The organism is Streptomyces sp. EDA2-14, from assembly GCF_054963755.1.
The window spans coordinates 160,546-172,860 of record NZ_JBUEGE010000012.1 but is presented as its reverse complement, the minus strand read 5'-3'; the positions used below and the strand labels follow the sequence as shown (position 1 = coordinate 172,860).

Here is a 12,315-nt window from a genome sequence, read left to right as displayed (position 1 = left end):
GTCGAGAGCGTGCGGGGCGCCGCGCCCCACCGGGCACGGCGCCCCGCGCGTCTCCGTACGTCTATCCCTCCCAGTCGGACTCCTCGCGGTCCCGCCGTTCCCGCCGGTGGGCGGGCCACCAGCGCACCGCGTGCAGCCCGTTCACCCCGACGATCCCGGCCCACGCCACGAACAGGCCGGCCAGTCCGGCCTGGACGACGGCGATCGCGGAGAGCGGGATGGCGAGGACGAGGGAGACCACGGCGAAGCCGAAGCGTTCGCCCCAGTTCTCCGCGCCGGAGTCGCGGGCGCCGCGCGCCACGCTGATCCGGTGCTCGGCCAGTTGTCGTCGCACCCTGCGGTCGACGACCGAGTCGAGCCGCTGCTCGACCTTGTCCAGGAACGAGTCGACGAGCGCCGGCTCGTACTCTTCGCCCAGTTCCCTGCGGGCGTGCAGGGTGGCGTCGAGTTCCTTCTTCAGTTCGGCGTCGCGTGTACGCTCGCGGGCTTCCATACCGCTCGACGTTACGGAGCGGCGGCCCCCACCGCAGTAGGGCTGTCCCCCGTCTTTTCGCTGGGCCGGTCCCCCGCACCGCGCCGGGCGAGCAGCCAGTACAGGGCGGCCGGGACGACGAGTCCCACGATCCACGACACGTCCGCCCCGCCGAGCGGCTCGACGAGCGGGCCGGTGTAGAAGGCGGTGGCCAGGAACGGCAGCTGGGCGAGGAGCCCGACCCCGTAGACCACGAGCGCGTCCCAGCGCCAGGCGCCGTAGCGGCCGTTCGCGTCGAAGAGGGCCGGCAGGTCGTAGCGCTCCCGCGAGATCAGGTAGTAGTCGACCAGGTTGATCGCGGACCACGGCGTGAAGAACGTCAGCAGGAACAGCAGGAAGTCCTTGAACGAGGTCAGGAAGCTGTCCTTGCCGGCCAGCGCGACCACGGTGCCCGCGACCATGATGGTCCCGATGTAGAGGGCCCGGCCGCGCTGCGAGAGGACCCGCTGCCCGCGGAATCCGCTGATGCCGGTGACCATCGACATGAAGCCGCCGTACGTGTTGAGCACGTTGACGGTGAGCTTGCCGAGCGCGATCACGAAGTAGAAGAACGAGGCGACGAGCCCCGCCCCGCCGAGCGAGACGACGTACCCGACCTGGTTGTCGATGAACTTCTCGCCCGAGCTCGCCGCGACCAGCACACCGAACGCCATGGACCACTGCGAGCCGAGCGCGGAGCCGGCGAGCGTCCACCAGAACGTGGCCTTGCCGCTGGTCGTCCGCGGGAGATAGCGCGAGTAGTCGGCGACGTACGGGCCGAAGGCGAGCTGCCACGAGGCCGAAAGGGAGACGGCGAGCAGGAACATCGGCAGCGAGAAGTGCGCGTCCGACAGGAGCGAGCCGACGTCGACCCGGTCGAAGAGCCGCACGGCCAGGTAGACGAAGGCGAGCGCACACACGATGCTCGCGACCCGCCCGAGGACGTGGATGACCCGGTAGCCGACCGTCGCCACGATCCCCGTGACGAGCGCGAAGACGATGATGCCGGTCGTGTCGTTGGTGTGCGTCAGCTGCGCGGTGGCCTGTCCGGCGAGCACGGTGCCGCTCGCGAAGAACCCGACGTACATCAGGATGACGAGGAGCAGCGGGACCACGGCCCCCTTCACGCCGAACTGGGCGCGGGACTGGATCATCTGCGGCAGCCCGAGCTTCGGCCCCTGCGCCGAGTGCAGCGCCATGACGGCGCCGCCGAGCAGATTGCCGAGCACGAGCCCGATCAGCGACCAGACCACGTCGCCGCCGAAGACGACGGCGAGCCCGCCGGTGACGACGGCCGTGATGTGGAGGTTCGCGCCGAGCCAGAGGGTGAACTGGTTGAACGCGCTGCCGTGCCGCTCGCTGTCCGGCACGACGTCGATGGAGTGCTTCTCCACTACCGCTGCCATGCGATGGCCTCCTTACTTCTTGCTGAGCCCGTGCCGGCGCGCGTAGTCGTTCGCGACGTCCTCGGGGTCCTTCTTGTCCTTGTCCACGAGCCGGTTCAGCTCGGTGAGGTCCTCGGTCGTCAGCACGTTGCCGAGGCGCGCGAGCGCCTTGCGGACGGTCGAGTCGGCCTTGCGGTCGGCGATCAGCGGGACGACGTGCTGACCGGGGACCAGGTTCTTGGGGTCGGTGAGGACGACCCAGTCGTTGGCGGCGATGTCGGTGTCGGTGGTGAAGAGGTTCGCCACGTCGACGTCGCCCTTCTTCAGGGCGCCCTTCACCAGCGGCCCGGACGAGTCGAGGGACTTGAACTCCTTGAACTCGACGCCGTACACGTCCTTGAGCCCGACGGCGCCGACCTGCCGCTTCTTGACCTCGGGAGCGGCGCCGATGACGAGCTTCCCGTTGTGCTTCGCGAGGTCGGCGAGCGACTTGAGCTTGTACTTCTTCGCGGTCTCCCGGGTCACCACGAACGCGTCCGAGTCCTCGGCCATCCCGTACGGCAGGATCTGCAGGCCCTCGGGGAGCACCATGGCGAGGGCGTTCTGCATCTCGCCCTCCTCGGTGGCCTTCGCCTTGGTGTCGAGGTAGTGCAGGAGGGCGCCCTGGTACTCCGGCAGCAGGTCGATGTCGCCGCCCTTGAGGGCGGGGATGAGGATCTCGCGGGTGCCGAGGTTGGGCCGCACGCTCGTCTTCACCCCGGCCGCGTCGAGCGCGGCGGCGTACAGGTAGCCGAGGACCTGGTTCTCGGTGAAGTTGGCGGTGCCGATGGTGACCCCCTTCTTGCTGGAGCCGCCCCCGGACAGCGAACCCCCTTGCTGGTCCAGGGAAGTGATGCCGCTGGAGCAGGCGGCGAGCGCGGGGACGGAGGCCGCGGCGGCGAGCCCGCCGAGGAGAGTACGTCGGTTCATCTTGCTCATCTGGCGTGCTCCTAGGCGGACTTGAGAGTGGTGGGGCGGTGACGGAAGAGGAGCCGCTGGAGCCCGGACAGCGCGAGGTCGAGCACGATGGCGACGACCGCGACGAGCACGGCCCCGCCGAGCACCTGCACCAGGTCCCGCTGGGCGAGCCCGTCGAAGACGTAGCGGCCGAGCCCGCCGAAGGACACGTACGCGGCGATGGTGGCGGTGGCGACGACCTGGATGAGCGCGAGCCGCAGCCCGGTCATGATCAGCGGCAGCGCGAGCGGCAACTCGACCTGGAAGAGCACCTGATGGGCCTTCATGCCCTGCCCCCGCGCGGCGTCCCGCACCTCGGGATCGACGGCGGTCATCCCGGCGTACGTATTGGTGACGATCGACGGCACCGCGAGCGCGACAAGCGCGATGTAGACGGGCCACATCGAAAGACCGCTCGCGAGGAACACGAGCACGACCAGGCCCACGGTGGGCAGCGCCCGCCCGAAGGACGACAGGTTGATGGCGATGAAGGCGCCGCGCCCGGTGTGCCCGATGAGCAGCCCGACCGGCAGGGCAATCGCGGCGGCGACGAGCGTGGCGAGCAGCGAGTACTGGAGGTGCTCGGCGATGCGCGTGGCGATGCCGTCGCCGCCGCTCCACTGCTCCCCGCCGACCAGCCAGGCCCCGAGGTTCTTGAACAGTTCGTACATGGCGGGTTCAGGCCTTCCGGGTCCGAGTGCGCGTACGGGCCCACGGGGTGAGCAGCCGCTGGACACCGACGAGAGCTGCGTCCGCGACGAGCGCGAGCAGCAGGGTCAGGACGACGCCGACGATCACGGGGGTCGGGAAGTTCCGCTGGAACCCGTCGGTGAACAGCTGCCCGAGGCCTCCGTCGCCGATGTAGGTCGCCACGGACACGAGCGAGATGGCCATCACGGTGGCGATCCGCACGCCCGCCATGATCACGGGCAGCGCGAGCGGCAGCTCGACGGTGAGCAGCGTCCGCATGGGCCGCGTCCCCATGGCCTTCGCGGCCTCCTTCGTCTTCGCGGGCACCGAGTCGAGCCCTTCGACGGTGTTCCGCAGGAGGACGACGAGCGTGTAGATCGTCAGGCCGATGACGGTGGTGGTGCGGGTGAGCCCGGAGACGGGCAGCAGCAGCACGAAGACGGCGATGGACGGAATCGTGAACAGGACGTTCGACATCCCGAGCAGAAACCCGCGCAGCGCCCGTATCCGGTGCGCGACGACGGCGAGCGGCAACGAGATCACCAGCCCGAACAGCACCGCGCTGAGGGCGGCTTGAAGGTGGGAGAGGGAGAGGGTGACGAGATCGCCTTGATGCTCCCCGATCCAGGACCAGTCGACGCTCACGCGGCGCCTCCGGCCGTTTCGGCATTTTCAAGCCCCTGCGGCGATTGAGCAGCGGGGTCCGGGGCAGAGCCCCGAGACGTTTCGCCGGACTGAGCGTCAAGATGCGCCCGACCGGACCGCTCATGGACGTCGTCCCGCGACGACACCCCCGTGAACACCCCATCCGCGTCCACCCGGACGACCAACCCCACGGGCGACGCCACCGACTCGTTCAACGCCGACAACAACGAGTCACCGTCACGAAGCGCCCGCACAGGGGCGGACGCCCCACCGTCCCGCTCCCGCCAAGCGACCGGCTTACGGCCCTCGTCGAGCACCAGCTCCCACGAACCGCCCTCCGGCGCGGCGCCCTGCGCCACATCCCCCAGCGTCGTCAGCGACAGCAGCTTGAGTCCCCGCTCGGCGCCGAGGAAGTCCGCCACGAACGCGTCGGCGGGCCGGGCCAGCAGCTCCTCCGGCGGAGCACACTGCACGAGGTGCCCGCCCTCCCGGAACACGGCGATCCGGTCCCCGAGCCGCACCGCTTCGTCGATGTCGTGCGTGACGAACACGATCGTCTTGCTCAACTCGGTCTGAAGTCGTAGCAGTTCGTCCTGGAGCTGGGTGCGCACGACCGGGTCGACCGCACCGAACGGCTCGTCCATCAGCAGCACCGGCGGATCGGCGGCAAGCGCCCGCGCCACGCCCACCCGCTGCTGCTGACCGCCGGACAGCTGGTGCGGGTACCGCTTGCCCATCTCGGCGGAGAGCCCTACCCGCTCCAGCAGTTCACCGGCCGCCGCCCGGGCCTTCTTCCGGCCCCAGCCGAGCAGCAGCGGCACGGTGGCGACGTTGTCGAGGACGGTGCGGTGCGGGAAGAGACCCGCCTGCTGGATCACGTACCCGATGGAACGCCGCAGCTCGGCGGCGTCCTGTTCGAGGACGTCACGCCCGCCGACCCGGATGGTGCCCGAGGTGGGCTCGACCATCCGGTTGATCATCCGGAGGCTGGTCGTCTTGCCACAGCCCGACGACCCGACGAAGACGGTCACGCCCCCTTCCGGCATGTCGAGCGAGAGATCGTGCACCGCTGTCGTGCCGTTCGGGAACCGCTTGTGGACCGCTTCGAACTGGATCATGGAGCGCCTCTGGAGTCCTCTTGCCCGTGCTGCATATCGTCATGCAGAGTTCTCGGTACGTGAATAACTTGTCAATGCCTCCGCGTAAATCATCGGTAAATCCGGAGTCGGTGACCGATGCGTGAGACGCGGGCGCCCCATTTGGGGCATTTGAACATCGTTCAAAGGGGAAACAGCACATGGTGTCACAGCCGGTCGTCGTGCTTGACGGCCACGGCCTCCCGGTCGCCGACGTGGTCCGCCTCGCCCGTGCGAGCGCCCGCCCGGTCCCCGGCACGGACGCCATGAAGCGCGTGGAGGAGTCCTGGAACGCGGCGCGTGAGATCGCCGCGTGGGGCAGGGTCTACGGCCGCTCCACCGGCGTCGGCGCCAACCGCAGCGAGGACGTGCCCACCGACGCCGCCGCCGACCACGGACTGCGCCTGCTGCGCAGCCACGCGGGCGCGATCGGCGACGAACTGCCGGAGCGCGAGGTGCGGGCGATGCTCGCGGTCCGCGCGAACCAACTCCTGGCGGGCGGCGCGGGCCTGCGCCCCACGGTCGTCACCGCGCTGTGCGAGGCGCTTGAGGCGGGCGCGTACCCGGCGGTCAACGAGCACGGCTCGGTGGGCACCGGCGACATCGCGCCGCTGTCCCAGATGGGCCTGGCCCTGGCCGGCGAGCACCCGTGGCGCGGCAAGGGCACCCCGCCGGAGCCCCAGCCCCTCGACAACAACGACGCGCTCGCCCTGATCTCCTCCAACGCCCTCACGCTCGGCCAGGCGGCCCTCGCCCTGCACGAGCTGCGCGATCTGCTGGCGGCGACGAACCTGGTGACGGCCCTGAGCCTGCTGGCCGTCGACGGCTCCTACGAGGCGTACGCGCTGCCCGTGCACGAGTCCCGCCCCCACAAGGGCTCCTTCGAGGTCGCGGCCCGGATGCGCGAGATCCTCGGCGCCGACGACCGCCCCACGCCCCCGCTCGGCCGGATCCAGGACCCGTACGGCTTCCGCTGCGTGCCGCAGATCCACGGACCGGCGCAGGACGCGGCGGACGCCCTGGAGGACGTCCTCACCGTGGAGATCAACGCGGCGGCGGAGAACCCCCTGATCTCGTACACGGACATGGCGGCCTACCACCACGGCGGCTTCTACATGGCCCAACTGGCCCTCGCGCTCGACCACTTCCGCCTCGCGATCAGCCAGGTGGCCCGCCTGTCCACGTCCCGGCTCTCCACGCTCAACGAACCGGCCTTCACCCGCCTGCGCCCGTTCCTCGCGGACGGCGAACCGGCCTCGTCCGGCGTGATGATCCTGGAGTACGCGGCCGGTGGCGCCCTCGCCGACCTGCGCGCCTTCTCCGCCCCCGCCTCCCTCGGCCACGCCGTGCTCTCGCGCGGCGTCGAGGAGCAGGCCAGCTTCGCCTCACTGGCGGCCCGTCAGACGCTGCGCGCGTGCGCGGCGTTCCGCCAGGTGGTGGGATGCGAACTGGTCGCGGCGGTACGGGCGTTGCGGCTGCGCGACCTGCACCCGGACGCGGAGCTTCCGGTGGGCCGGGCCTTCGCGCTCGCCTCGCAGGAGCTGCCGTCGGACGTGGCGGACCGGCCGCTGACGGTCGACGTGGAGCGGGCCGCGGGCGTACTGGACCGCCTCGTGGCGCCCTGAACAGGATCATGCACAAAAATGGGGCCCTTGAAATGAGGTCCTTGAACGGACCGGCGGGAGACGTGGCGGGAGACATGAGCGAGCGCACGGACAGCACACAGAGCGGACCGGGGACGCACAGCCCCGCCACCCGCCTCCAGCACCTCTTCGAGGGGCACCGCCTCACCCCGACCCAGCGCCGCATCGCGCACTGCATGGTGCGGCGCGCCGCCGACGTGCCGTTCCTGTCGTCCGTGGAGCTGGCCGAGCTGGCCGGGGTCAGCCAGCCGTCCGTGACCCGGTTCGCGGTGGCGCTCGGCTTCGACGGCTACCCGGCGCTGCGCAAGCACCTGCGCGAGACGGCCCCCTCCGAACCGGCCGCCACCAGCAAGGCCAACGAGTACCAGCAGGCCGTCGAGGCCGAGATCGCCAACCTCCGGCACCTCGCCGAACTGCTCGCCGACCCGGAGCCGGTCGAGCGCGCGGGCCGGCTCCTCGCCGCGTCCCCCACACTGCCCGTGCTCGGCCTTCGCGCGGCCGCGTCCCAGGCCTTCGGCTTCTCGTACTTCGCCGCGAAGGTCCACCCCGACGTACGCCTGCTCGACGAGGGCGGCACGATGCTCGACGACCGCATCGACGCGGCCGTCCGCGCGGGCGCCACGGCCCTGCTCTGCTTCGCGCTCCCCCGGCACCCGCGCGAGGTCGTCGACACCCTCGCGTACGCGAAGGAGGCCGGCCTCACGGTCGTCACGGTCGCCGACTCCGCCTTCGCCCCGGTCGCCCGCCACTCCGACCTGCTGCTGCCCGCCGCCGTCGGCACGGGCCTCGCCTTCGACACGGCGTGCGCGCCGATGCTGCTCGGCCGGGTGCTCCTGGAGGCGATGTGCGACGGGCTTCCGCAGGCCCAGGCACGTCTTGAGGAGTTCGACGTACGGGCGGCGGAGCGCGGACTGTTCGTGGAGTAACACCCGCAGGGGAAAAGCGAGTAGCGCGGGGACCGCCGCACCCCCGTGAACGGGGGGCGGGACGACGGCGGTCCCCGCGACGGGCGTGCACCGGGTCAGGGCCGGGTGCCGCGCCCAGGGCGTCCTTGGAGGTCCGGGAGCCGCTCCGGAGTTCCTGACGCCGCTCGCTGCCGGTTGGGGCGGGGAGCCGCTCCCGCCCCCTTCCGACACCTCCAATCTGCCGGACCCGTGTTAAGCCGGTGCTGCGCGCACGTGACGCGCTCGTACCGATTTCCCGAACCCGGGAAGTGATCTACTTCGCGCCGCCCCTGGCGAGGAACGACAACAGGTCCTGACGGCTCACCACACCCGTCGGCCTGCCCTCGACCAGCACGATCGCCGCGTCGGCCGCACCGAGCACGGTCATCAGGTCCCCCACCGGCTCCCCGGAGCCGACCTGCGGCAGCGGCGACGACATGTGCTTCTCCAACGGATCGTGCAGGGAGGCCCTTTGGGCGAACAGCGCGTCGAGCAGCTCCCGCTCCACCACGGACCCGATGACCTCGGCTGCCATCACGTCCGGGTGGCCCGCCCCCGGCTTCACGATCGGCATCTGCGAGACCCCGTACTCGCGCAGCACCTCGATGGCCTGACCGACCGTCTCGTCCGGGTGCATGTGGACGAGCGAGGGCAGCGCGCCGCCCTCCTTGTCCTTCAGCACGTCGCCGACGCGGGCGCTGGGTCCTGAGTCCTCCAGGAAGCCGTAGTCCGCCATCCAGTCGTCGTTGAAGATCTTCGAGAGGTAGCCGCGCCCGCTGTCCGGCAGCAGGACGACCACGATGTCGTCGGGCCCGAGCCGCTCCGCGACCCGCAGCGCCGCCACGACCGCCATGCCGCAGGAGCCGCCCACGAGCAGCCCCTCCTCCTTGGCGAGGCGCCGCGTCATCTGGAAGGAGTCCTTGTCGGACACCGCGACGATCTCGTCGGCGATCTCCCGGTCGTAGGCCGTCGGCCAGAAGTCCTCGCCGACGCCCTCGACGAGATACGGCCGCCCCGACCCACCGGAGTACACCGAGCCCTCGGGGTCGGCGCCGACGACCTTGACCCGCCCGTCGCTCGCGTCCTTCAGATAGCGGCCGGTCCCGGAAATGGTGCCGCCGGTGCCGACGCCCGCGACGAAGTGGGTGATCCGCCCGTCCGTCTGCTCCCACAACTCGGGGCCGGTGGAGTGATAGTGCGACTCGGGGTTGTGCGGATTGCTGTACTGGTCCGGCTTCCAGGCGCCGGGCGTCTCACGGACGAGGCGGTCCGAGACGTTGTAGTACGAGTCCGGGTGGTCGGGGTCCACCGCCGTGGGGCAGACCACGACCTCCGCGCCGTACGCGCGCAGCACATTGATCTTGTCCGTGGAGACCTTGTCCGGGCAGACGAAGATGCATTTGTAGCCCTTCTGCTGGGCCACCATGGCAAGCCCGACACCAGTGTTGCCACTGGTCGGCTCGACGATGGTGCCGCCCGGCTGCAGCTCCCCGCTCTTCTCGGCCGCCTCGATCATGCGCAGCGCGATGCGGTCCTTCACGCTGCCGCCGGGATTGAAGTACTCGACCTTGGCCAGGACGGTCGCCCTCAGCCCTTCGGTCACCTTGTTGAGCCTCACCAGCGGGGTGTTGCCGACGAGGTCGATCATCGATTCGTGGATGCGCACCGTGGTCTCCGGGTTCTCCTCCGTAATGGTGCCGCCAGGGTAAGGCGCGCACGGCGGACCGTGTTCCTTCATCCGGCGTTGCGATTGACCGACGGGGATTACGGGGCAAGGAGACCATGTAGCCGTATAGGACTCGCAGAGGCAGGTGGCCGCGGAACATGTCGAGCAGGGCGAGGGTGGCACGGCGGATCGCGGCGGGCGCCGCGTACGGCGGCGGCGGGATCGGGCTGCTTGGCGCGGCCACGGTCGGCGTCGTACTCGCCGAGGTGCAGATCGCCAGGCGCCAGGTCGGCAACCACGGACCGGAGCCGGTGCACGTGCCGGCCGCGGACGGGGTGTACGGCCGGCGGATGTACGGCCCCCGCGACGGCGAACCGTTGCGCTTTCTCATGCTCGGCGACTCCACGGCCGCGGGGCAGGGCGTGCACCGGGCGGGGCAGACGCCGGGCGCGCTGCTGGCGTCGGGGCTCGCGGCGGTGGCGGAGCGGCGGGTGGAGCTGCGCAATGTGGCGCTGCCGGGCGCGCAGTCCGACGACCTGGACCGCCAGGTGCCGCTCGGTCTCGCCGATCCGGACTGGCAGCCCGACGTCTGCGTGATCATGATCGGCGCGAACGACGTCACGCACCGCATCCCGGCGACGAAGTCCGTACGACACCTCTCGGCGGCCGTCCGCCGCCTGCGCACGGCCGGGGCCGAGGTGGTCGTCGGCACCTGCCCGGACCTGGGCTCGGTGGAACCGGTCCAGCAGCCGCTGCGGTGGCTGGCCCGGCGTGCCTCGCGGCAGCTCGCGGCGGCACAGACCATCGGCACGGTGGAGCAGGGCGGGCGCACGGTGTCGCTGGGCGATCTGCTGGGCCCCGAGTTCTCGGCGAACCCCCGCGAACTCTTCGGCCCCGACAACTACCACCCCTCCGTGGAGGGTTACGCGACGGCGGCCATGGCCGTCCTCCCGACCCTCTGCGCCTCGCTCGGCCTGTGGCCGGAGGAGGAGCGCCCGGACGTCTCCCGCGCCGAGGGCTTCCTCCCGGTCGCCCGCGCGGCGGCACAGGCCGCGCAGGAGGGCGGCACGGAGGTCACGGCCGCCATGCCGACCGGCCCCCGGGGCCCCTGGGCCCTGCTGAAGCGCCGCCGCCGCAGGCGCGTCACGACGGAGGACCCGGTACCGGCCCATTCGAGCCCCGCCGGCGATTGAGGCGCGGGGTCCGGGGCAGAGCCCCGAGGCCGCAACGCCGGGTGGCCGCAAACAGAAACCCGCAAACCGGCGGCGCCCTGAGCAAGCGCTTAGTAAAGTGCGGCAGGGGTCACACCCCGACCCCGGTGACCTGAGCGGTACGTACAGGTAACTTCCCTCACGGTCAGCCGCAACGAACCCTCTGGAGCCGTGATGCCCGAAGCAGTGATCGTCTCAGCCGCCCGCTCCCCCATCGGCCGCGCCTTCAAGGGCTCACTGAAGGACCTGCGCCCGGACGACCTGACCGCCACGATCATCCAGGCCGCCCTCGCCAAGGTCCCCGAGCTCGACCCGCGCGAGATCGACGACCTGATGCTCGGCTGCGGCCTCCCCGGCGGCGAGCAGGGCAACAACCTGGGCCGCATCGTGTCCGTGCAGATGGGCATGGACCACCTGCCGGGCTGCACCGTCACCCGCTACTGCTCGTCCTCCCTGCAGACGACCCGCATGGCGCTGCACGCCATCAAGGCCGGCGAGGGCGACGTCTTCATCTCGGCCGGTGTCGAGATGGTGTCCCGTTTCGCGAAGGGGAACTCGGACTCCCTCCCGGACACCCACAACCCGTTCTTCGCCGAGGCCGAGGCCCGCACCGCCGAGGTCGCCACGCAGGAGAACACCACGTGGCACGACCCGCGCGAGGACGGCCTGGTCCCGGACGCGTACATCGCGATGGGGCAGACCGCCGAGAACCTGGCCCGTCTGAAGGGCATCACCCGCGAGGACATGGACGCCTTCGGCGTCCGCTCGCAGAACCGCGCCGAGGAAGCCATCAAGAACGGCTTCTGGGAGCGCGAGATCACGCCCGTCACGACCCCCGACGGCACGGTCGTGTCGAAGGACGACGGCCCGCGCGCCGGCGTCACGCTGGAGGGCGTCTCGGGCCTCAAGCCCGTCTTCCGCCCCGACGGCCTCGTCACGGCCGCCAACTGCTGCCCGCTGAACGACGGCGCCGCCGCCCTCGTGGTCATGTCGGACACCAAGGCGCGCGAGCTGGGCCTGACCCCGCTCGCCCGCGTCGTCTCCACCGGCGTCTCGGGCCTCTCCCCCGAGATCATGGGCCTCGGCCCGGTCGAGGCCAGCAAGCAGGCGCTGAAGCGCGCGGGCCTGGGCGTCGACGACATCGACCTGTTCGAGATCAACGAGGCCTTCGCCGCGCAGGTCATCCCGTCCGCCCGTGACCTGGGCATCGACGAGGACAAGCTGAACGTGAACGGCGGCGCCATCGCCGTCGGCCACCCCTTCGGCATGACCGGCGCCCGGATCACCGGCACGCTGATCAACTCGCTCCAGTTCCACGACAAGCAGTTCGGTCTGGAGACCATGTGTGTGGGCGGTGGACAGGGCATGGCGATGGTCATCGAGCGCCTGAGCTGACCCCGGCCGGACCGGTACGGTCTACCCGTTCGTGATCCAATCTCCCCCAGGATGTGACGTGCATCTCGGGGGAGATTCATTTTCGCAGGTCAA

11 protein-coding genes are annotated in these 12,315 nt (G+C 70.8%); 4 read left to right on the top strand and 7 right to left on the bottom strand.

The features are described 5' to 3' along the window. Nucleotides 1-61: 61 nt before the first annotated feature. From ACY34M_RS26415 to ACY34M_RS26390, 6 genes are read right to left on the bottom strand one after another with little or no spacing between them, the layout of a single operon-like run. The gene (locus tag ACY34M_RS26415) at nucleotides 62-493 is read right to left on the bottom strand and encodes a hypothetical protein (RefSeq protein WP_462721005.1); all 432 of its coding nucleotides are present in this window, start codon (nucleotides 491-493) and stop codon (nucleotides 62-64) included. Nucleotides 494-504: 11 nt separating this feature from the next. Beyond that, on the bottom strand, nucleotides 505-1,917 hold the full coding sequence (locus ACY34M_RS26410; RefSeq protein ID WP_462721004.1) for a purine-cytosine permease family protein: 1,413 nt from the start codon (nucleotides 1,915-1,917) through the stop codon (nucleotides 505-507). A 12-nt stretch (nucleotides 1,918-1,929) separates the two neighbouring features. Further along, a complete protein-coding gene (locus tag ACY34M_RS26405; protein ID WP_462721071.1) occupies nucleotides 1,930-2,865 on the bottom strand; it encodes an ABC transporter substrate-binding protein in 936 nt (311 codons plus the stop codon). Between the two features lie 20 nt (nucleotides 2,866-2,885). After that, nucleotides 2,886-3,563 carry an ABC transporter permease gene (locus ACY34M_RS26400; RefSeq protein WP_462721003.1) on the bottom strand — a complete coding sequence of 226 codons (678 nt, stop codon included), beginning with the start codon at nucleotides 3,561-3,563 and terminating at the stop codon, nucleotides 2,886-2,888. Nucleotides 3,564-3,570: 7 nt separating this feature from the next. Beyond that, on the bottom strand, nucleotides 3,571-4,227 hold the full coding sequence (locus tag ACY34M_RS26395) for an ABC transporter permease (RefSeq protein ID WP_462721002.1): 657 nt from the start codon (nucleotides 4,225-4,227) through the stop codon (nucleotides 3,571-3,573). After that, complete coding sequence (locus ACY34M_RS26390) at nucleotides 4,224-5,345, bottom strand: ABC transporter ATP-binding protein (RefSeq protein ID WP_462721001.1); 1,122 nt, start codon at nucleotides 5,343-5,345, stop codon at nucleotides 4,224-4,226. The genes ACY34M_RS26395 and ACY34M_RS26390 overlap by 4 nt, the downstream gene beginning before the upstream one ends. Nucleotides 5,346-5,524: 179 nt before the next feature. Between ACY34M_RS26390 and ACY34M_RS26385 the strand changes: the two genes are divergently transcribed. Beyond that, nucleotides 5,525-6,988 carry an aromatic amino acid ammonia-lyase gene (locus ACY34M_RS26385; protein ID WP_462721000.1) on the top strand — a complete coding sequence of 488 codons (1,464 nt, stop codon included), beginning with the start codon at nucleotides 5,525-5,527 and terminating at the stop codon, nucleotides 6,986-6,988. A gap of 74 nt (nucleotides 6,989-7,062) precedes the next feature. Next, complete coding sequence (locus ACY34M_RS26380) at nucleotides 7,063-7,932, top strand: MurR/RpiR family transcriptional regulator (protein ID WP_462720999.1); 870 nt, start codon at nucleotides 7,063-7,065, stop codon at nucleotides 7,930-7,932. A 292-nt stretch (nucleotides 7,933-8,224) separates the two neighbouring features. Here ACY34M_RS26380 and ACY34M_RS26375 read toward each other — a convergent pair whose 3' ends face one another. Further along, a complete protein-coding gene (locus ACY34M_RS26375; RefSeq protein ID WP_462720998.1) occupies nucleotides 8,225-9,616 on the bottom strand; it encodes a cystathionine beta-synthase in 1,392 nt (463 codons plus the stop codon). Nucleotides 9,617-9,774: 158 nt separating this feature from the next. On the opposite strand from ACY34M_RS26375, the gene ACY34M_RS26370 reads away from it, so the two are divergent. After that, nucleotides 9,775-10,809 (top strand): SGNH/GDSL hydrolase family protein, encoded by a 1,035-nt coding sequence (locus ACY34M_RS26370; protein ID WP_462720997.1) that lies wholly within the window; start codon nucleotides 9,775-9,777, stop codon nucleotides 10,807-10,809. Nucleotides 10,810-11,001: 192 nt separating this feature from the next. Beyond that, nucleotides 11,002-12,222, top strand: a complete 1,221-nt coding sequence (locus tag ACY34M_RS26365) for an acetyl-CoA C-acetyltransferase (protein WP_462720996.1) — start codon at nucleotides 11,002-11,004, stop codon at nucleotides 12,220-12,222. The last annotated feature ends 93 nt before the right edge of the window (nucleotides 12,223-12,315 follow it).